Annotated in this window: 17 protein-coding genes and 1 pseudogene; 6 read left to right on the top strand and 12 right to left on the bottom strand. The window is 70.5% G+C overall.

Annotated elements, in window-relative coordinates:
* Positions 1-94: 94 nt before the first annotated feature.
* From ACYVGQ_RS04570 to ACYVGQ_RS04540, 7 genes and pseudogenes are all read right to left on the bottom strand, one after another.
* A complete protein-coding gene (locus ACYVGQ_RS04570) occupies positions 95-508 on the bottom strand; it encodes a DUF779 domain-containing protein (protein ID WP_460783349.1) in 414 nt (137 codons plus the stop codon).
* A gap of 390 nt (positions 509-898) precedes the next feature.
* Positions 899-2,449: an acetaldehyde dehydrogenase ExaC gene (gene exaC / locus ACYVGQ_RS04565; protein WP_460783348.1), complete on the bottom strand. Its 1,551-nt coding sequence runs from the start codon at positions 2,447-2,449 to the stop codon at positions 899-901.
* A 259-nt stretch (positions 2,450-2,708) separates the two neighbouring features.
* Positions 2,709-4,034, bottom strand: coding sequence for an AfsR/SARP family transcriptional regulator (locus ACYVGQ_RS04560; RefSeq protein WP_460783347.1), 1,326 nt, complete (start codon positions 4,032-4,034; stop codon positions 2,709-2,711).
* A gap of 93 nt (positions 4,035-4,127) precedes the next feature.
* The gene (locus ACYVGQ_RS04555; protein ID WP_460783345.1) at positions 4,128-5,984 is read right to left on the bottom strand and encodes a glycogen debranching N-terminal domain-containing protein; all 1,857 of its coding nucleotides are present in this window, start codon (positions 5,982-5,984) and stop codon (positions 4,128-4,130) included.
* Complete coding sequence (locus tag ACYVGQ_RS04550) at positions 5,981-6,823, bottom strand: carbohydrate ABC transporter permease (protein ID WP_460783344.1); 843 nt, start codon at positions 6,821-6,823, stop codon at positions 5,981-5,983. The genes ACYVGQ_RS04555 and ACYVGQ_RS04550 overlap by 4 nt, the downstream gene beginning before the upstream one ends.
* Positions 6,820-7,922, bottom strand: a pseudogene (locus ACYVGQ_RS04545) (carbohydrate ABC transporter permease). Before ACYVGQ_RS04545 ends, ACYVGQ_RS04550 begins: the two are co-directional and overlap by 4 nt.
* Positions 7,923-7,926: 4 nt before the next feature.
* Complete coding sequence (locus tag ACYVGQ_RS04540; RefSeq protein ID WP_460783343.1) at positions 7,927-9,174, bottom strand: sugar ABC transporter substrate-binding protein; 1,248 nt, start codon at positions 9,172-9,174, stop codon at positions 7,927-7,929.
* Between the two features lie 165 nt (positions 9,175-9,339).
* On the opposite strand from ACYVGQ_RS04540, the gene ACYVGQ_RS04535 reads away from it, so the two are divergent.
* Positions 9,340-10,338 (top strand): LacI family DNA-binding transcriptional regulator, encoded by a 999-nt coding sequence (locus ACYVGQ_RS04535; RefSeq protein ID WP_460783342.1) that lies wholly within the window; start codon positions 9,340-9,342, stop codon positions 10,336-10,338.
* 157 nt (positions 10,339-10,495) lie between these two features.
* On the opposite strand, the gene ACYVGQ_RS04530 is transcribed toward ACYVGQ_RS04535, so the two are convergent.
* Positions 10,496-11,959: a CCA tRNA nucleotidyltransferase gene (locus tag ACYVGQ_RS04530; RefSeq protein WP_460783341.1), complete on the bottom strand. Its 1,464-nt coding sequence runs from the start codon at positions 11,957-11,959 to the stop codon at positions 10,496-10,498.
* Positions 11,960-12,121: 162 nt separating this feature from the next.
* Here ACYVGQ_RS04530 and ACYVGQ_RS04525 point away from each other — a divergent pair, with 162 nt between their 5' ends.
* Positions 12,122-12,994 (top strand): aldo/keto reductase, encoded by an 873-nt coding sequence (locus tag ACYVGQ_RS04525; protein ID WP_460783340.1) that lies wholly within the window; start codon positions 12,122-12,124, stop codon positions 12,992-12,994.
* 189 nt (positions 12,995-13,183) lie between these two features.
* Here the strand turns inward: ACYVGQ_RS04525 and ACYVGQ_RS04520 are convergent, their stop codons facing one another.
* Complete coding sequence (locus tag ACYVGQ_RS04520; RefSeq protein WP_460783339.1) at positions 13,184-13,744, bottom strand: TetR family transcriptional regulator; 561 nt, start codon at positions 13,742-13,744, stop codon at positions 13,184-13,186.
* Between the two features lie 78 nt (positions 13,745-13,822).
* Here ACYVGQ_RS04520 and ACYVGQ_RS04515 point away from each other — a divergent pair, with 78 nt between their 5' ends.
* A complete protein-coding gene (locus tag ACYVGQ_RS04515) occupies positions 13,823-14,716 on the top strand; it encodes an SDR family oxidoreductase (RefSeq protein WP_460783337.1) in 894 nt (297 codons plus the stop codon).
* Positions 14,713-14,952 carry a hypothetical protein gene (locus ACYVGQ_RS04510; RefSeq protein WP_460783336.1) on the top strand — a complete coding sequence of 80 codons (240 nt, stop codon included), beginning with the start codon at positions 14,713-14,715 and terminating at the stop codon, positions 14,950-14,952. The genes ACYVGQ_RS04515 and ACYVGQ_RS04510 overlap by 4 nt, the downstream gene beginning before the upstream one ends.
* Positions 14,953-15,050: 98 nt before the next feature.
* On the opposite strand, the gene ACYVGQ_RS04505 is transcribed toward ACYVGQ_RS04510, so the two are convergent.
* Positions 15,051-15,836, bottom strand: coding sequence for an SDR family NAD(P)-dependent oxidoreductase (locus ACYVGQ_RS04505; protein WP_460783335.1), 786 nt, complete (start codon positions 15,834-15,836; stop codon positions 15,051-15,053).
* Between the two features lie 106 nt (positions 15,837-15,942).
* Here ACYVGQ_RS04505 and ACYVGQ_RS04500 point away from each other — a divergent pair, with 106 nt between their 5' ends.
* Positions 15,943-16,689 (top strand): SDR family oxidoreductase, encoded by a 747-nt coding sequence (locus ACYVGQ_RS04500; RefSeq protein WP_460783333.1) that lies wholly within the window; start codon positions 15,943-15,945, stop codon positions 16,687-16,689.
* Positions 16,690-16,711: 22 nt separating this feature from the next.
* Positions 16,712-17,470 carry a FadR/GntR family transcriptional regulator gene (locus tag ACYVGQ_RS04495; RefSeq protein WP_460783332.1) on the top strand — a complete coding sequence of 253 codons (759 nt, stop codon included), beginning with the start codon at positions 16,712-16,714 and terminating at the stop codon, positions 17,468-17,470.
* A gap of 34 nt (positions 17,471-17,504) precedes the next feature.
* Here ACYVGQ_RS04495 and ACYVGQ_RS04490 read toward each other — a convergent pair whose 3' ends face one another.
* A complete protein-coding gene (locus tag ACYVGQ_RS04490; protein WP_460783331.1) occupies positions 17,505-18,557 on the bottom strand; it encodes an LLM class flavin-dependent oxidoreductase in 1,053 nt (350 codons plus the stop codon).
* Positions 18,558-18,730: 173 nt separating this feature from the next.
* Positions 18,731-20,245 (bottom strand): class I SAM-dependent methyltransferase, encoded by a 1,515-nt coding sequence (locus ACYVGQ_RS04485; protein WP_460783330.1) that lies wholly within the window; start codon positions 20,243-20,245, stop codon positions 18,731-18,733.
* Positions 20,246-20,277: the final 32 nt, after the last annotated feature.

Genomic DNA, 20,277 nt, shown 5'->3' with positions numbered 1-20,277 from the left:
CCCGGGATGCCCTGCTCGCCGTTCTCCGCGCCGGAAGGATCACGCGGACGCGCCGAACCGAGCTGCCACCCCGGAAAACGCGGATGCGCGCCGTTCATCCGTCGACGTGATCTCCCCGTCCCCGGAGTCCGAAGTACTCCAGCTCCGCCTCGTTCAGCATCCGGGAGCGGATGAGGAAGCGCATCCCGGTCGGCCCCTCGACGCTGAACCCCGCGCCACGGCCCGGAACGACGTCGATCGTCAGATGCGTGTACTTCCAGTACTCGAACTGCGATTCGGACATGTACACCTCGATCGGCGCGTCGAGCCCGGCGTCCAGGGTGCCGAGCAGCACGTCGCTCGGACCGGTGAGGAACATACCGACGGGGTAGCACATGGGGCTCGAGCCGTCGCAGCACCCGCCGGACTGGTGGAACATGAGCGGGCCGTGCTGCGCCGTGAGCTCGCGCAGCAGCGCGGCGGCGGCGTCCGTGACGTCGACGCGGTGGTATGTGCCGATGCTGACCATGACGTGTTTCCCTTCGGCGTTCGATCTCTCCGTTCGTTGAGCGATCCTCTTCCTCCCGTTCGTTGAGCGAGGACCGGCTCCTTCTTCCTCCCGTTCGTTGAGCGAGGAGCGGAGCGACGAGTCGAAACGCGCTTCACGGCGAACTGCGTTTCGACTCGCTTCGCTCGCTCAACGAACGGGAGGGGCCGCTCGCTCAACGAACGGGAGGGGCCGCTCCCTCAACGAACGGGAGGGGCCGCTCCCTCAACGAACGGGAGGGGCCGCTCCCTCAACGAACGGGAGGGAGAGGGATCCGCCTCTCTCAACGAACGGGGGGAGAGGGATCCACTCCCCCCTCAGCGAACGGGAGGGAAGGATGCGCCCCGCTCAACGAACGAGGGGGAGGGATGCTCAGAAGAAGCCCATCGGCCCTTCCGCGTAGGAGACCAGGAGGTTCTTCGTCTGCTGGTAGTGATCGAGCATCTTCAGGTGGTTCTCCCGGCCGATGCCGGACTGCTTGTACCCGCCGAACGCCGCATGCGCCGGGTACTGGTGGTAGGTGTTCGTCCACACCCGGCCCGCCTCGATCGCTCGACCGGCGCGATACGCGATGTCTCCGCTGCGGCTCCACACGCCCGCGCCGAGTCCGTACAGGGTGTCGTTGGCGATGGAGATCGCGTCGTCGAAGCCGTCGAAGCTCGTCACGGAGAGCACCGGCCCGAAGATCTCCTCCTGGAAGATCCGCATGTCGTTCGTGCCCTCGAAGACCGTCGGGGCGACGTAGTAGCCCTCGCTGAGGTCGCCGCCGAGATCGACCCGCTCGCCGCCGGTGAGCAGCCTCGCGCCGCCCTGCCTGCCGATGTCGATGTAGCTGAGGATCTTCTCCAACTGGTCGTTGGACGCCTGGGCTCCGATCATCGTGTTCTTGTCGAGCGGGTTGCCCTGGACGACCTTGCCGACCCGCTCCAGGCCGTCGGAGAGGAAGCCGTCGTAGATCGAGCGCTGGATGAGCGCGCGCGAGGGGCAGGTGCAGACCTCCCCCTGATTGAGGGCGAACATCGTGAACCCCTCGAGCGCCTTGTCGTAGAAGGGATCGTCCGTCGAGCGCGCGACGTCCTCGAAGAACACGTTCGGCGACTTGCCCCCGAGCTCGAGGGTCACGGGGATGAGGTTCTGCGAGGCGTACTGCATGATGAGCCGTCCCGTCGTGGTCTCCCCGGTGAAGGCGACCTTGCGGATCCGCTTGTGCTGCGCGAGCGGGGCGCCGGCCTCGATGCCGAAGCCGTTGACGATGTTCACGACGCCGGCGGGCAGCAGATCCCCGATGATCTCGAAGAGGAACAGGATGGATGCCGGCGTCTGCTCGGCCGGCTTGAGCACGACGCAGTTGCCTGCGGCGAGCGCCGGCGCGAGCTTCCATGTCGCCATGAGGATCGGGAAGTTCCACGGGATGATCTGCCCGACGACGCCGAGCGGCTCGTGGAAGTGGTAGGCGACGGTGTTCTCGTCGAGCTGGCTGATCCCGCCCTCCTGGGCGCGCAGGACGCCGGCGAAGTACCGGAAGTGATCGACGGCGAGCGGGATGTCCGCGGCGAGCGTCTCGCGCACCGGCTTGCCGTTCTCCCAGGTCTCGGCGACGGCGATCGCCTCGAGGTTCTGCTCGATCCGGTCGGCGATCCTGTTGAGTATCGCGCTGCGCTCGGCCGGCGTCGTCCTCTTCCACGACTCGAACGCCTTCCAGCCGACCTCGACCGCGCGGTCGATGTCCTCCGCGGTGCCGCGCCCGACCTCGGTGAACGGCTTGCCGTTGACGGGGCTGAGATTCTCGAAGTACTGGCCCTTGACGGGTTCCACGAACTCCCCGCCGATGTAATGGCCGTATCGCGGCCGGTAGCTCGCGACCGCGCCCGGCTGCCCTGGGGCGGAATACGTGGTCGACACGGTCTCTTCGACGATGGTCATCGCTGTCTCCTTCGACGGGGGAGGCGCAGCGTCACTGCTGCGTCCTTGCCTCGACGGTAGGAGCCGGCCCGTTGCACGCCGGTGCGCAACGTTGCATCCGGTTGCGTTCGCGCTCGCCCGCCGGGCCGCGCACCCGATGCCGGCTCCCTTGGGTACCCCCCCCGGTGCATCGGAGGTACCCAAGGGAGCCGGCCAGGGGCGGGACGGGCGAAGGGGGACGGCGAGCGGGCGACGGGCAGGAGCCGGGCAGAAGGCGCCGTCAGACCTGCGCGAGCCGCTCGATCCGCGTGACGAGGGAGGCGCGCCTCGGCGACCGGGCCGGCAGCATCTCCAGGCACAGCCGAAGGATCTCCTCGTCCTCTGCACCTTCGGGGATGTCCGCGTAGAGGAGCAGCACCTCGATGCTCGCCTCGGTGAGCATCGCCTCGCGCAGGGCGGCTCGGACGCTCTCGCGGAACTCCTCCACGCCCGGGGACGTCGACTCCGGCAGCGCCGGGCCGCGGTACGCGCTCAGCGCCACGCGGTGCGCGCCGCGTCCGAGCAGCGCCAGGACGTTGTGGGCGTCCGTCTCGAGCTCGATCGCCAACCGATAGGGACGCGATTCCGGAACGAGGGAGGGCGCGACGCGCTCGAGGACCTTGCGCAGACGCACCACCTCGGGCCGCAGTGTGTCGGCGGCTGAGCCCTCCCCGTACACGAGCTCGGCGAGCCGCTCGGCGGACAGCCCCTGACGATGCACCGCCAGCATCAGCAGGATCTCGGCATGGCGTGCGCTGAGATCGATGACGGTCTCGGCCTCCTCGCCGCTCACCTCCAGACGGGCGCGGTCGCGTCCGAGCACGTGCAGCGTCGCGCGCGTCGGTGTCCCCTTGCGCCTCCGAGGGCCGGAGACCGGCGGGGCGGATGCGCGCGCCTTCAGCCGGGACACGAGCAGCTGGGTCTCCACCGCACGCGCGGTGGCGTCCACGAGCAGCTGCGCCTGCGGCGTGGTCACCTCCGGCCCTCCGGTGACATCGATCACGCCGAGGATCTTCCTGGTCTCCGGATCGAAGACCGGAGCCGCCGTGCACGACCAGGGTTGCACGAGCCGGTTGTAGTGCTCGGCCTGACGGATCTGCACGGATTCGCCGATGCGCAGGGCGGTGCCGGGAGCCGACGTCCCGATCGCGTCCTCCGCCCAGTTCGCCCCGGCCACGAACCCGACGTCCCCCGTCATGAGGCGCTGGTGCAGATCGCCCTCGACCCAGAGCAGACGCCCTGCCTCGTCGCCCACCGCGACCATCACCCCGGCGTGCTCGGCATCGCCGGGAAGCAGGAGGGCGCGGACCATCTCCATGACGCTGGCGAGCGGGTGCGTCCGACGGTAGGCCTCGAGCTCCTCCTCGAACATGGCCAGCGGCGGGATGCCCTCGGTGACCGCTCTGCTCTTCCAGGATCGCTCCCAGGACTCCCGGACGACCTGACGAACCTGGTCGAGACGCCGATCCTCGAAGTTCCCGGAGACGAGCTCCTCGTGCGCACGCTCGATGATCAGACGCGAGGTCTCCAGAGTTCCCTCGCGTGAGGCAGACCACGGCGATGACACAGGCGCCTCCGATCGACGGCGACGAAGCTAAGCCCAGTGTAGAGCCGATGCAACCCGGTGCAACCTTTTCTTCCCCGACGCGTCCGTCTGCGCTCAGCCCAAGGCCTCCGCGCACACCACCGCGGCTGCGGCCGACCAGGCCTGCGGCCGGCAGGCCGCGGGGTACGGCACGGGCACCGGCTCCTGCGCCGCCGGGTCTCCGGAGTGCAGCTCGGGCACGCGGTAGCCGAATCGCTCCGCCGCGTCGACGAGCTGCACGGCGAGCGCCCGCGCCCGATCGACGAGACCGGCGCGCCTCATCCCGTGGATGAGGATCGCCGTGTCATGGGTCCACACGCTCCCGCCGTGATAGCTGAGCGGCCAGTAGCCTCCGGCCGCGGTGGACAGCGTGCGGACGCCGTAGCCGGAGGCCATGGTCGGGCCGGCCAGCAGCTCGGCGCACCGGTGCTCCTCCTCCTCGTCGAGGATGCCGGTGCCGATGAGATGCCCGATGTTGCTCGTCAGGGTGTCGACGGGCCGGCCGGCAGCGTCCAGCGCGATCGCGGGGTAGGCGCCCTCCTCGGTCGACACCCAGAAGGATGCGCGGAAGCGGCGGCGCAGATCCTCCGCCCAGGCGCGCAGCCCACCCGCATCCTCGCCGAACGCCTCGAGGATCTCCGCACCGCGGGTCGCCGCCTCATAGGCGTATCCCTGCACCTCGCAGAGGGCGATCGGCCCCTGCGCGAGCGATCCGTCGCGCCATTGGATGGAGTCGCCGGAATCCTTCCAGCCCTGGTTCGCCAGCCCGTGACCGCTCTCGTCGACGTAGTCGATGAACCCGCTGCCGGAGGCGGTGCCGTGCTCGGTCAGCCAGCCCAGCGCCGCGCGCAGCGCGGGCAGCAGCTCGCGCACCTCGTCCTCGGGAAGCCCGCCGTCACGGGCGTCGGCGAGCAGGCAGACCCAGAGCGGGGTCGCATCGACCGTGCCGAAGTAGCGCGGCGGCAGCACGATGCCCTCGTTCGGCATCGCGAGCTCGTCGCTGCGCAGCTCGTGCAGGATCTTGCCCGGCGCCTCGGCGGTCAGGGGGTCGGTGCGCTCCCCCTGCAGGCGCGCGAGCACGCGGAGCGTGGATGCCGCGAGCCGCGGCGCCGCGGGCATGGCCAGCCGTGCCGCCCACAGCGAGTCGCGGCCGAACAGCGTGAGGAACCAGGGCGCCCCGGCGGCGAAGAACTCGTCCTCGGGGTGATCCGGCAGCGCGAGGCGGAGCGCTCCGAGATCGTCCAGGGCGCGCTCCAGCCAGCGCGTCACGCGCGCGTCGCCCGAGGCGACCGGCTCGGTGCGCCACTCGCCGGCGCCGCGGACCACGAGGGAGGGATCGCCGAGCCGGAGCATCCATCGCACACATGCGCTCCCGCGCGGCGGGACCCGGACGCTCCAGCGCAGCTCGATCTCGTCGCCGTCCCTCCGCACCTCGGCATCCGGCGCCTCGATCGTGAACGCGGCCGATCCCGCCCGCGCGTGCGTGCCGTCCCCCTCCCAGGTCCGCACGGACACCGAGCCGGACTTGACCTCCTGCAGAGGTGCGAAGTCGGGGCGGATCCGCACCGTCACGACCGCCGGCACCGCTACCTCGCGCGCGGACGAGATCTCGATCGACTCGGCGACCTCCCCGTCCGCGACCGACCGCTCCCGCCGCAGCCGCACCTTGGGATCGGGCAGATCGTCGTCGAGGGCGCGCAGCACGGCGCCGAAGCGCACGTGCCTGGCGTCGACGACGGCGCTCGACAGCGCTTCCGGGATCTCGCCGTCGACCTCGAGCCGCACGGTGCTGACGTGCCGCACATCGCCGTGATAGATCCCGTGGATCGGGGCGGAGCCCAGGTCGCCGTCGGACGCCGACCACACCTGGGTGGGGGCGTGCAACGCGATCACGGCATCGTGCAGCAGGGGCTGGCGGGGGGCATCGGTCATTCCTTGACGGCTCCTTCACTGGCGTTCATGATGTGTCTCTGGAAGATGAAGAACATGACCGCCACGGGGATGGTCATGATCGCGGCCGCGGCCAGCTTGATCGGGAACTGGTTCCCCTGGCTGAGCTGTCCGCTCGCGAGCGAGGCGACGCCCTTGGTCAGCGTGGTGAGCTCGGGCGACTGCGTGGAGACGATGAAGTGGCTCAGCTCGTTCCACGATCCCTGGAAGGACAGGATGACGATCGTGATGAGCGCGGGTCGCGCCATCGGGAGGACGACCGACCAGAACAGCCGGAACGTGCCCGCACCGTCGATCCGCGCCTGCTCCTCCACCGAGACGGGGATCGACTCGAAGAAGTTCTTCATGATGAAGACGCCTGCCGCGTCGACGAGCAGCGGCAGGATCATGCCCGCGTAGGAGTCGTAGATGCCGAGCTGGTTGATGACGAGGAACTTCGGGATCAGCAGGACCACCGCCGGCACCGCCATGACCGCGACGAGCGCGGCGAACACGACGCCGCGGCCCCGGAAGCGCAGTCGCGCGAGCGCGTATCCCGCGAGGGAGTCGAAGAACACCCTTCCCGCGGTGACGAACACCGTGACGATCGCGGTGTTCGCGAACCAGGTGGGGAAGGCCGATCGCGTGAACAGCTGCTCGTAAGCCGCCCAGGTGAAGGTCGACGGGATCAGCGAGATCGCGTTCTGGGTCGCCTCGGCATCGCTCTTGAACGAGGTCGCGACCTGCACGAGGAAGGGATAGATGTAGATCACGGCCAGGACGATCAGCATCGCGTAGAGCAGGCTCTGGGCGGCGATCCGGCGCGGAGCGAGAGTCTTCATCGCGAAGCCTCCTCTCCGACCTGGTAGGCGCGGATCCGGCGGCGCGAGACCGGCCGATCCCGCAGCACCCAGCGTTGGAACAGGGTGAAGATCACGATGATCGCGAACAGGATGAAGGCGATCGCCGCGCCCTGACCCCACTCCTGCCCGTTGAACGCCGCCTGGTACGACAGTACGCCGGCGTGAGCGTGGTCTTGCCCGGACCGCCCTGCGTACCGGTGTAGATCTGGTCGAACACCTGCCACGTGCCGATCAGGCCCAGCGTCAGCACCGTGAACAGCGTCGGGCGCAGCTGCGGGAGCGTGACCCGCCAGAAGCGCTGCCATCCGTTCGCGCCGTCCATCATCGCCGCCTCGTCGACGTCGCCGCCGATGTTCTGCAGGCCCGCGAGGAAGAGGAGCATGAACGTGCCGCTGGTCGTGAACACCGCCATGAGGATGAAGGCGCTCATCGCCACCGAAGGCCCGGCCAGCCAGTCCCACCAGGTGACGCCGAGCAGGCCGGATCCGGTGAGCCAGGCGGGGCCCTGCTCGACGCCGACCACGGCGAGGGCGTTGTGGACGACGCCGGAGGGGTCGTTGAACCAGTTCGGGCCGGCGATCCCGACCGCGGCCAGGACGCGGTTGACGACTCCGGATGCCGAGAAGAGGAACAGCCACAGCACGGTGATCGCGACCGAGCTGGTGACCGAGGGGAAGTAGAACGCCGTGCGGAAGAAGCCCCGTCCGCGCAGCACCGCCCGGTTCACGAGCACCGCGAGGAACAGCGAGAGGGCCGTCTGCAGCGGGACGACGAGGAGCACGTACCAGGCGTTGTTGCGCAGCGAGATGCCGAAGTTGCGCTCGGCGAGGCCGCCACCCGTGGTGATGTCGGCGTAGTTGTCGAGCCCGACGAAGCCGACGGCGCCGGAGAGCGGGCTGCCGCGACCTGACCAGTCCGAGAAGCTCACCCACAGCGCCATGAGCACGGGGATGAGGAGGAACACGCCGAGGATGACGAGCACGGGCAGCGTGAAGATCCATCCGGCGGCGGCCTCGCCGCGACGGATGCCCGTGGTGCGGGAGCCGTCGCGACGAGACCGGAGGGCCTGTGCGGTCATGACGTCAGTCGGTGAGCGCGGTCAGGTTCTGCTGGACCGATCCGAGGATCGTCGCCGGATCGGCGGTCTTCAGCGACTCGAGCTGCGCGTTGAAGTCGGCCACGACGTCGGTGACCCCGGCGAGGTTCGGCATGAACTGCGCGTAGTCCGCACCGGCCAGGAACGCCGCCAGCTCCGGGTTCGCGTCGGTCCAGGCGTCAGCGGCCGACTGGATGGACGGCATCGGGCCGAAGGCCTCCGAGAAGGCGAGCTGCGCGTCCGAGCTCGTCAGGTACTCGACGAGGTCCAGAGCGGCCTGCTGGTTGGGGCTGTCCGCCGCCATCCCCCAGCAGTTGGTGAACTGCAGCGTGCCTTGTCCTCCGGGGCCCGAGGGCAGCTCCGCCACCGAGTAGGAGACGTCGGGGAAGTCCGCGGCCAGGCCGCCGGTGATCCAGTTGCCCTCGATGACCATCGCGGCCAGCTGCTTGCCGAAGGCCTCGCCGCCCCATCCAGCGCCGATGTCGGCCGCGTAGGCGAAGGTGCCGTCCTGCAGGTGGGAGGCGACGTACTCCAGGGCCTCGACGTTGGCGTCGCTGTCGGCGACGGCCTCTCCGTCCACGACCAGTCCTCCGCCCGCCTGCGCCATGAACGCGCCGACGCGCTGGTACTCGGCGCCGAAGGCGAGGCCGACCCTGCCGTCGACCGTCAGCGTGGCGGCGACGTCGGCCAGCTCGTCCCAAGTGGTCGGGATGTCGGCCTCCGTGAGCCCCGCCTCGGCCCACAGGTCGTCGTTGATGACGAGCGCGAGGGTGGAGAAGTCCTTCGGCGCGCAGAAGAACTGGCCGTCGACGGTGAAGTTCTCGACCAGCGAGGGGTAGAAGTCGTCCTTGTTCGACAGCTCGTCGCCGTAGGCCTGCAGCGAGCCGTTCGCCGCGTACCCGGCGATCGCGTCCGTGGAGAGGTAGAAGAGGTCGGGCGGCGACCCGGCGGCGAACCCCTGGGAGAGCTGCTGCGGAAGGTCGTTCGCCACCTGCACCTCCGCGTCGATGCCGGACTCCGCCGACCACGCCGCGACGGCCTCCTCGACCGCGGTGGTCTCGGCGTCTCCGGAGGAGCCGATGAGGATGCTGAGAGCGTCGTCCGAGCTCGTGAGCCCTTCGCCGGTCTCCCCGGGGGGCTCCTCGAAGCCGGATCCGCAGCCGGTCAGGACGAGCACTCCCGCGGCGATCGTCGCTCCCGCGGCGACGAGCGCCCTGGTCATGTGGCGAGTCATGTCTCTCTCCTTTGAGGATGGTCTCTGGTGCTGAGATTTTGAACGATCAAATTCTTGCTTCATCCGCAAATCTAGGCGACGCGCGTCCCGACGTCAAGAGGTCCCCACCTCGCGGCGGACCACCGGCCGACGCCTACAATGACAGGAGTTCGAGGAGGTACGAGGATGCCGAAGGCGCCGACTGTGGAGGACGTGGCCGAGCGCGCCGGGGTGTCCCGTCAGACGGTGTCCAACGTGCTGAACAGTCCGGAGATCGTGCGCCCGGCGACCCGTGATCGCGTCCAGGCCGCGATCGACGCGCTCGGCTACCGCAGGCACGCCGCGGCACGGCGCCTGCGCACCCGCCGCAGCTCCACGATCGGCATCCACCTCGATCCCTACGCCGGAGGGGTGTCCGGTGTCGTGCTCGACCGCTTCGTGCACGCCCTCACGGAGAGCGCCAGCGCCCGCGGCATGCGCATCCTCGTCTATGCGGCCAGGAGCCCCGATGAGGAGATCCTGCGCCTCGCCGAGCTCTCCGAGAGCGGGGAGATCGACGCGACCGTCATCACCGGCACGTTCCACGGCGATCCCCGCACGCAGTGGCTGACCGATCACGGACTGCCCTTCGTGTCGTTCGGCCGGCCCTGGGGCGAGGACGACGTGTCCGACCCCGCGCATCTGTGGGTCGACGTCGACGGAGCAGCGGGCACACGCCAGGCGGCGGAGCATGCGCTGGAGCACGCCGGTCCGCGCGTGGCCTTCCTGGGATGGCCCGCGGGCTCGGGGACGGGTGACGATCGCGAGCGCGGATGGCGCGAGAGCCGCCCCGAGGCGCCGGGACCCCGGCTGACCGCCGAGGAGGACGTGCAGAGCGCACGAGCCGCCGCCGTACCCGCGATCACGGACGTCGACGCCATCGTGTGCGCCAGCGACCTCCTCGCCATCGGCGCCCAGATGGCGGCCACGGAGAACGGGCGGCCGCGGCTGCCCGTCTACGGCTTCGACAACACGCCGGCGGCCGAGGCGCTCGGGCTGTCGAGCGTGGAGCAGCTTCCCGAGCAGGTCGCGGCCGGGGCACTCGAGCTGCTCCTCGGGCCGACGGGCAGCATCGTCTCTCCTCGTCCCGCGGATGCCGGCCTCGCCCACGTGCTCGTCGTCCCGCGGCTGGTCGTCCGCGGCTGAAAAGGCCGGCCCGGCGCCCGATCGTCCGGCGAGCGGTCATGCGCTCGGCGTGTTCCGAACTCCTGCATTCGTCGACTCCGAAGTCGCGACGCGCCGGCGGATTCCACGCGTCGCGACGGATCTGCAGGAGTTCGGCACGCTCGGCGGAGCCGCATGCTCAGGATGCGGAACGCGCCGCCCACCATTCCCGGAGTCGAAGCTCCGCAGCCTCCGGGCCGATGACCCCCTCGTCGAGGCGCAGATCCAGCAGGAACCGGTAGGCCTCGCCGACCTCGCGGCCCGGCCGGATGCCCAGGATCTCCTGGATGCGGTTGCCGTCGAGCTCCGGACGGATCGCGTCGAGCTCCTCCTGCGCGGACAGCTCGTCGATCCGGCGCTCGATGTCGTCGTACGCCGCCGCCAGGCGTGCGGCCTTGCGGCGATTGCGCGTCGTGACGTCGGCACGGGTGAGGATGTGCAGACGCTCCAGCGCCTCGCCGGCATCCCTGACGTAGCGCCGTACAGCCGAGTCGGTCCAGGCGCCCTCCGCGTATCCGAAGAAGCGCAGGTGGAGCTCGATGAGCTTCGCCACGGCATCCGTCGTCTCGCCGTCGAACCGCAGCGCCTGCAGTCGCCTGCGCGCCATGCGCGAGCCGACCACGTCGTGGTGGTGGAACGTCACCACGCCGCCGGACTCCAGCTTGCGGGTGCGGGGTTTGCCGATGTCGTGCAGAAGGGCGGCGATGCGCAGAGGCACGTCGGGGGCGGCCCCGGGGTGACGGACGTGCTCGAGCTCGATCGCCTGCTGCAGCACGGTGAGGGAGTGCTCGTAGACGTCCTTGTGATGGTGGTGCTCGTCCACCTCGAGCCGCAGCGCGCTCACCTCCGGGAGGAACTCCTCGCCGAGCCCGGTGTCGACGAGCACGCGGATGCCGCGCACCGGGTCCTCCGTCTGCATGAGCCGGACGAGCTCGCCCTGCACCCGTTCGGGGCTCACGATGCTCAGCGTCCCGCGCAGCTCGGCGATCGCCTGCTCGGTGGCCGGGTCGATGCCGAAGCCCAGTTGCGCGCTGAAGCGGGCCGCCCTGAGCATCCGCAGCGGATCGTCTCCGAAGGACACCTGCGGATCGCTCGGAGTGCGCAGGACACCGGCCACGAGATCCTCCACGCCGCCGGTCGGATCGACGAGCCTCGGCCCCGCCGTCGATCCCGCCCGCTGCGCCGGCGGAGCCACCTGCAGGGCCATCGCGTTCACGGTGAAGTCGCGGCGCACGAGGTCGCCGTCGATGGCGTCCCCGAACTCGACGGTGGGCTTGCGGGTGACGCCGTCGTAGCTGTCGGCCCGATATGTCGTGATCTCGACCTGCTCGCCCCGCACGCGGGCGCCGATCGTCCCGAAGGCGCGGCCGATGTCCCACTGCGCGGTCGAGATCGGCTTCACGAGCGCGAGGATCTCGTCCGGCGAGGCGTCCGTCGTGAAGTCGAGATCGTGGATGGGACGCCCCAGCAGGGCGTCGCGCACGGGACCGCCGACGACCGCGAGCTCATGGCCGGCATCCGCGAAGGCCGCGGCGAGCGCGGCGACGACCGGACCCTCGGCGAGAGTGCCCAGACGAGCGATCCCCTCGGCCATGTTCAGCATGGTCTCCAGCGTAATGGAGCCCGCTCGGCCCCTCGATCCGGTGACGGCAGCCGGGGATCCCCGGCGGACCGTCGCGCCGTGCGGCGATCGCGCGGCCACACGGGGTGATGTAACGTTTCAGCACCGGGATTCTCCCGGCCGACGATGTCCGAAGGAGACGACGTGACGACCTCCTCACCCCCGAACGTGCACCCCGATCGCCTGCTCGGCGAGCACAGGATCGGTCCGATCGCGATCGGCACGGCCGGCTGGTCGTTCGCCGAGGACCGCGACGACGAGCGCTCGCTGGAGGCCGCTGCGGCGGCACTCGAGGCCGGTGTCACGCTCTTCGACACCGCGCTGGCCTACACGACCGCCGACCGGCCTGCCCACAGCGACGAGCTCGTCGGCGAGGCCCTCCGGCGCGCAGGGGCGGATGCGGACCCGGTGGTGTCCGCCAAGGGAGGCCACTATCGCGACGCCACCGGCTTCCCGGTCGACGGGCGCCCGGAGACGATCCGCCGGAATCTCGACACCACGCTGCGGGCCGTCGGGATGGACAGCGTGCACCTCTACTCGCTGCACCACATCGATACGGACGTGCCCCTCGAGGAGAGCGTCGGGGCGATCGCCGAGCTGCGCGAAGCGGGCAAGGTCGAGCACGTCGGAGTCTCGAACTTCGACGTCGCTCAGCTCGCCAGGGCCCGAGCGGTCACGAGAATCGACGCGGTGCAGAACCGGATGTCGCCCTTCGACCGCTCCAGCATCGACGTCGCCGCCGACCTCGAACGCCACGGCGGACTCTTCCTGGCCTACTCGCCCGGCGGCGCCCCGGCCGACGGCTCGGCAGACCGGGCGCTCGCCGTGTTCGCGGAGATCGCCCGGGAGCGCGAGGCGAGCGCCCGCCGCGTCGCGCTCGCCTGGCTCCTCGGTCTGTCACCGGTCATCGTGCCGATCGCCGGCTCCACCCGTCCGGCGACGATCGTCGACTCCGCCGCCGCACGGGAGCTCGTGCTCACGGAAGAGGAGCGGGCCCGCATCGATGCGACGCTCTGATCCGGGCGAGCTGAGAGACGCCATCCGCTGAATCGGGCGCTCTGAGACGCGCCGGGCTCAGCGCTCGAGGGGATCTCACAGCCCGACGCGCTTCCCGGCGCGGCGGCGCATCGATGCGGGATCCTTCGAGCCGTCCCTCCCCGTGCGATCCGAGCCGCCGGATTGACAGCGACCGGGCGTGAGACGACGTCAGGCGAGCAGGCTCCTCAGCGCGGCGAGCGCATCGTCGAGGAGCTCGATGAAGGACCGGTCCTCTCCCTCCGAGACCCAGGCGGTGAAGGCCACGTGGAACACGGCGGAGCCGCTCTGGGCAGCGAGCGAGGCCGCGACCGGAGGCACGCCTCTGGTCACCAGGGCCGTGGTCAGCGCATCGACGAGCGCGCCGCGCTTGAGGGAGTCGCGCTCCAGGAGCGCGGTGCTGGAATCGATGACCTTCTGGCGCGCACGCGACATCGGACGCCGCTGCTCGGGGAAGAACGTCCCCCCGCCGCGCAGCGCGGCCTCGACGAGCGCCAGCGGCGACGTGGCATCGGCATCCGCCAGGGCGTCGAGGAACAGGGCGTTGTACGCGTTCTGGTCGGTGAACAGGACTTCGCGCTTGTCGCCGAAGTAGCGAAAGAACGTACGCTCCGTCACCCCGGCCGCCTCGGCGATCTCCGCCACCGTCACGGCGTCGAATCCCCGGGAGGAGAACAGGTCGATGGCGGTCCTCTTGAGGCGCTCCTGCGTATCTGCCGGCCATCGGGTCATGTCCCCATGCTAGCGATGTCAGAGTCTGACATCGCTGTGATACTCTGATGTCAGACTCTGACATGAAAGGTCATGAACATGCGTATCTTCGTTACCGGCGCCAGCGGCTGGATCGGCTCCGCCGCCGTCGGCGAGCTCCTCTCCGCAGGACACGAGGTCCTGGGCCTGGCCCGCAGTGAGGCCTCGGCATCCGCTCTCCGCGCCCGCGGCGCCGAGGTGCGCCGCGGCGACCTGGACGATCTGGACTCGCTGCGCAGCGGCGCCCAGGAGGCGGACGCGGTCCTCCATCTCGCCAACAAGCACGACTGGGCCGACCCGGGCGAGTCGAACCGCGCGGAGCGCACCGCGGTGCAGACCCTCGCGGAGGCGCTGGCGGGGAGCGGGAAGCCGCTCGCCCTCGCCTCGGGGCTGCTCCGGCCCGACACCGGCCGGCCCGCGCTCGAGAGCGACCCCAGTCCTGCCGTCGGCCCCGATTCCCTTCGCGGCGGCAGCGAGAACCTGGCCTTCGACTACGTGCCGCGCGGCGTCCGGAGCATCGCGCTCCGCTTCGCTCCGACCGTGCACGGACAGGGCGATCACGGCTTCATCGCGCAGATCGTCCAGGCCGCCCGGCGCACGGGCGTATCCGGGTACGTGGGCGACGGGTCGAACGGCTGGGCCGCCGTGCACCGCAGCGACGCCGGACGGCTCGCCCGACTCGCGATCGAACAGGCGCCGGCGGGAGCACGACTGCACGCGGTCGCGGAGGAAGGCGTCTCCACCCGGCGGATCGCCGAGGCCGTCGCCGAGGCCCTGGGGCTCAGGACCACCTCGATCGACCCCTCGGACGCCGTCGAGCACTTCGGCTTCATCGGGAGGTTCTTCTCCGCGGACATGACCGCGTCGAGCGAGGCGACGCGATCCGCCTACGGCTGGAACCCCGCAGGTCCGACGCTGCTCGAGGACATCGCGAACGGGGCGTATACGAAGTGACCCCGCCGCGCTGGAAGATGGCGATCGTCACGTGGATCGGCGTCTATCCCATCATCACGCTGCTGCTCTTCGCCGTCGGTCCGCTCATCATCGGGCTGCCCACGCCGCTGATGACGCTCATCCTCACGGTCGTCCTCGTGTCACTGCTGAGCTTCGTCGTCATGCCGCTGCTCACCCGGCTGTTCGGCCCCTGGCTGCGTCCGCGGCCCGTGCCGGAGAAGCAGCGGGCCGATTGAGCGATCGGGCGGTGCGGTCCTGCCCGGTCGGCGAGGTCCCGGCCTGGACCGTGTCCGGCGAGGCCCGTCGGGCGCGCCCCCGGCGCGGTATTTCCTGATCACCCTCCCGCGTAGGCGCGGGAGGGGATCTGGGTGGCGAGCTTGCCGCCGCTGACGTCGACCAGCGTTCCGGTGATGTACGCGGCGGCATCGCTCGCGAGGAAGCAGACCAGCCGCGCGACGTCCTCCGGAGTCTCCCAGCGCCGCAGCGTCAGCGTGTCGAGCAGTTCCTCCTGAGCCTGCTGCGGCATCGACGTGAAGCCGTTGATCGCGGTGGGGACCATGCCGGGCGCGTAGGAGTTCGCGGTGATGCCCCAGGGGCCGAGCTCCCCGGCCAGCGTGCGGGTGAACTGCACCACCGCGGCCTTGGATGCGGCATAGGCGCTCGCCCCGACGCTGGGCACGATCGCCGCGAACGACGCCGCATTGATGATGCGCCCCGATCTGCGGGCCTTCATGTGCGGGACCACCGCGCGGCACATCCGGAAGACCCCTCCGACGTTGACGTCGAAGCAGCGGTCCCAGAGATCGTCCCTGATCTCCTCTACCAGGCCGAGCGCGTTCACGCCGGCATTGTTCACGAGCACGTCGATGCGACCGAGCCTGCCGACGACGGCGCCGATCGCCGTATCGATCTGCGCCGAGTCGCTGACGTCGCACGGGTGGTACAGGGCCGTGCCCCCGCCGTCGGCGACATGCGGACCGAAGGAGAAGAGCTCCTCACCAGGGAGGTCGAGGGCGACGACGGTCGACCCCTCGGCGAGGAAGGCCTCCGCCAGCGCTCGGCCGATGCCCCTGGCCGCGCCGGTGACGACGACGACCCTGTCCGAAAGATCCAGCAGCACGGAATCTCCGCTCGTAGGTGATGAGGATAAAAACATATTACAATCAGATCGAAGTGTAATTTCCCATATTTAAAACTGCCGAGACGGCAGACGCGAAGGGGCGAAGGTGGCGGAGGACGAGGGTGCCGGCGGCGGCAGGACGCTGTGGGTCATCGGTGCGAGCAGCGGCATGGGGCGCTCCGCGGCGCTTTCGGCCGCACGGAGCGGCTATCGGGTGGCGGTGAGCGGCCGCCGGTCCGACGAGCTCCGACGTCTCGCGGAGGAGATCGAAGAGTCCGGGGGCTCGTGCCTGCCGCTCCCGCTGGACGTCGCCTCCACCGAGGAGGTGGGCAGCGCCCACGCCGAGATCGCCGCGGCCTGGGGTCCGACGACGGACCTCGTCTACGCCGCCGGCCTCAACACGCCACGGCGCTACTGGCGCGATCAGAGCATCGCGGAGTTCGCCGCGGTCACCGAGACCAACCTCGTCGCCGTCGCGCGCGCGGTCGATGCCGTCCTTCCGGACATGCGCGCGGTCGGCCGAGGAACGATCGTGGTCATCTCCTCCTTCTCGGGGTGGCAGTTCTCCCCCGACGCGGGGGTGGCCTACAGCGCCTCGAAGACCGCGGTGTCCTCGCTCTGCAGGACGCTCAACGCCCAGGAGGGGCAGAACGGCATCCGCGCCTCCAACATCTGCCCGGGCGACGTCGACACCGACTTCCTCCAGATGCGTCCGAGCGTCCCGGACGCCGCCGCGCGCGAGTACATGCTCACCCCCGACGACGTCGGCGCGGCCGTGCAGTTCATCCTGGACGCACCGCCGCATGTGCGCGTGGACGAGCTGGTCGTCTCCCCGACCGGGATCCTGCGATGACGACGATGCCTAGGATTGCCGGATGAGCACGATCCCCGGTCTGACGCCCGTCACCAAGCACGGGCCGGCGGGCGCGCGCGGCGGCAGCAGATATCAGCAGGTCCAGGATCAGCTGGGCTCTGCCATCTGCGGCGGCGTGCTCTCCGAGGGCACGGTGATCTCCGCGGAGGAGCTGGGGGCGGCCATCGGCGCCTCGCACAGCACGGTCCGCGAGTCCACGCGCGTGCTCGTCTCCCTGGGCCTGCTCAGAGCCCGTCAGCGGATCGGCTTCCAGGTCCTCCCCGAGAGCGAGTGGAACCACCTCGACGCGCAGGTGATCCGCTGGCGTCTGCGGACCCCCGACCACGACCGCCTCGTGCAGTCGCTCCTCGAGATCCGCATCGCGATCGAGCCGGAGGCCGCACGCCTCGCCGCCGAGCGGGGCGACCCCGAGACGGTCGGCAGGATCATGCGCACCGCCGGCGAGCTCTGGGCCGGCGGCGATCAGCGGACCTTCGTGACGCACGACACCGAGTTCCACCGTCTCGTGATGCAGGCCTCGGGGAATCCGCTGTTCGCGCGGCTCTCCGACGTCGTGGCGGAGGCGCTGCGCGAACGCGCGCTTCACCACCTCGTCCAGCTGCCGGTCAACGAGGTGGACCGGCAGCTGCACGTCGACCTCGCGCACCATATCCAGCGCCGCGACGGGGACGCCGCGTCCGCCACCGCCAGGGAGATCGTCGTGCGCAATCGCGAGTCGCCGGCGATCGATGACGCGGAGGCGCCGTCGGCCGGCCGGTGATCCCGCGGCCGCTTTCCGGGCGCAGACTGATCGCTCAGGCAGGATCGCCCTGCACCGGCCCCTCGGTGTTCGGCTTCCAGCCGAGCGCGGGGGCCACGTGCTTCGCGAAGGACTCCAGCACGTGGAGGTTGTACTCCGGGCCCAGCTGGTTCGGGATGGTCAGCATGAGCGTGTCCGCGGCCATGACGGCCTCGTCCTGCCTGAGCTGCGAGATGAGCACGTCGGGCTCGGCCGCATAGGTCTTCCCGAACGTGGAGCGGAAGCCGTCGATGATGCCCACCTGGTCGTGGTTCTCCTCGCTGCGCAGGCCGAAGTACGCCCTGTCCATGTCGTTCACCAGCGGGAAGACGCTGCGGCTCACCGAGACCCGAGGCGTTCCGGTGTGGCCGGCCTCCTTGTAGGCGGAGCGATACAGGTCGATCTGCTCGCGCTGGAGCTGATGGAAGGGGACGCCGGTCGCCTCGGTGAGCAGCGTGGAGCTCATCAGGTTCAGTCCGCGCCTGCCGGTGTCCTCCGCCGTCGCCCGGGAACCGGAGCCCCACCAGATGTGATCGCGCAGGGTCGCGGAGCGCGGCTCGACGGCGAGGTAGTGGTTCGGGCCCACCTGGCGGGGGTCGCCCTCGGCGACGCCCGCCCCGTCGATCGCCTCGAGGAAGAGCTCGAACTTGTCCTTGGCGAGGTCGGCGCCGCGCGGGTCCTCGCTGCCGAGATAGCCGAACGCCTCGTAGCCCCGCAGCGCGGTCTCGGGTGAGCCGCGGCTGACGCCGAGCGCGATCCGGCCGCGCGCGATGAGGTCGAGCGCCGCCGCCTCCTCGGCGAACTGCAGCGGGTTCTCGTACCGCATGTCGATGACTCCGGTGCCCACCTCGATGCGCTGCGTCTTCGCCGCCATCGCGGCCAGCAGCGGCATGGGCGACGCCGCCTGACGCGCGAAATGATGCACGCGCACGTAGGCCCCGTTGACCCCGATCTCGTCCGCGCCCACCGCCAGATCGATGGTCTGGTGCAGCATGTCGCCCGCGGTGCGGGTCGCCGAACCGGGCACAGGGGCGTAGTGCCCGAACGAGAGGAATCCGAAAGCCTTCATGGTTTCATTCAACCGCATGGATGCCGGGATATTCCTCCGGCCGCGCGCCGTCGTCTCCGCTCAGACCACCGACCGGACGGGAGGAGAACACCCGAAGCGGAGGATCCGGCTTCGGCATCCGCTCCTCCGGATCGTGCGAAGTCCTCCCCATCGGGCGAAGTTCCGGAAGACCCTCAGCCGTGCAGGAACCCGTCGAGCACCAGCTGCCGGATGCGGGGTTCGAGATCCGCCCAGAGCTCCGCCAGCGGGACCTCGAACAGGTCGGCGAGCGCGGCGGCGATCTGCGCCACCGTCAGCTCTCCGTCGCAGGCGCCGACGAAGGCGGCGAGCGCGGGATCCACGCCCACCGTCCGCCCGAAGCCGCCGCCCTGACGCAGCTCGATCACGCTCGGATCGTCCTCGCCGGGCATCAGATGCCTGGCCTCGGTCACATCGCCGGCGACGAAGAGCGTCGACGGGATGCCGTCCGCGAGCGCGTCGTACGCCGCCAGCCCGCCCTGAAGGGCGCGTCCCGGCTGCGAGATCGGCTGCGCGACACGCTCGAACCGGCGCAGCCGTGCTCCGGCGCCGGACGACGTCTCCGGTCGCCGCAGCAGGACGTATCCGAATCCGATCGCGGTCACGCCGCGCGCGGCGAAGTCGTCGAGCCACGCCTCCAGCAGCACGGCGAAGGCGGCATCCCTCGGCGTCGTCCCGCCGTCGCGGATCCACAGCTCCGCATAGCCGAGCGGCGTGAGCTCCTCGCGCTCGACGATCCACGCGTCCAGGTCGTCAGCGACCCAGGAGCGCACGCGATCAAGGCCCGCCTGCGCGCGCGACTCCCAGTTGCCCAGCAGCTGGGCGACGCCGCCAGGGGCGAGATGAGCGGGCGCCGTGGTCAGGAACTGCTCCACGAGCGCGTCGCCGACGAGCCCGCCGTCGCGATACTCGTAAGCGGGCACGTCCTCCCCCCGCGGCGTGATGACGAAGGGCGGGTTGGAGACGATCAGATCGAAGGCCTCCTCCGCGACGGGCTCGAACATGCTCCCCAGCCGGAACTCCACGTTCCCGACGCCGTTCAGCCGGGCGTTCAGCCTCGCGAACGCCAGCGCTCTCGCCGAGATGTCCGTCGCCACCACCGCGCCGGCGTGCCGGGCGACGAGCAGAGCCTGGATGCCGCAGCCGGTGCCGAGGTCCAGCGCGCGCGCGACGGGGGCGGGCACGACGAGCTCCGCGAGCGTCCGCGAAGCGCCGCCCACACCCAGCACGTGATCGGCGGGCAAGGGTCCCCCGAGCGCCACCTCGTCCAGGTCGCTGGCGATCCACCACTCCCCGACACCGTCGGCGTCGACGAAGGACTGCGGCCGCAGCAGCGCCAGCGGACGCACCTCGTCGGCGTCGACAGCCGCCAGCCCGAGACCCGCCAGACCGGCGGCAGTGAGGCGCGGGAGCGCCGCATCGACGAAGGACCTCGGCTGAGGCATCCCGAGGACGAGCAGGCGTCCGAGCGTCGCGAGCGGCCCCGCATCTCCGTCGATCGCACGCAGGATCGGCGTCCGCATCCCTCTGCCGAGAGCGTCGTCCGCCTCCTCTCCCCAGAGCCGCCGCAGCGGCTCCGAGCGGAAGTCGGCGGCATCGAGATCGGCCGCGAGAGCGGCGGTCAGGTGCGGATCGGGCGCGGACGCGGGGGTGTCGGACACGGCCGTCACTCTACGCGCCTTCAGGCTGGGCTCCGTCACCC

This window comes from Microbacterium tumbae (assembly GCF_054780175.1).
The sequence above is the reverse complement of the archived record's forward strand: the minus strand, read 5'-3'. Positions and strand labels throughout refer to the sequence as shown.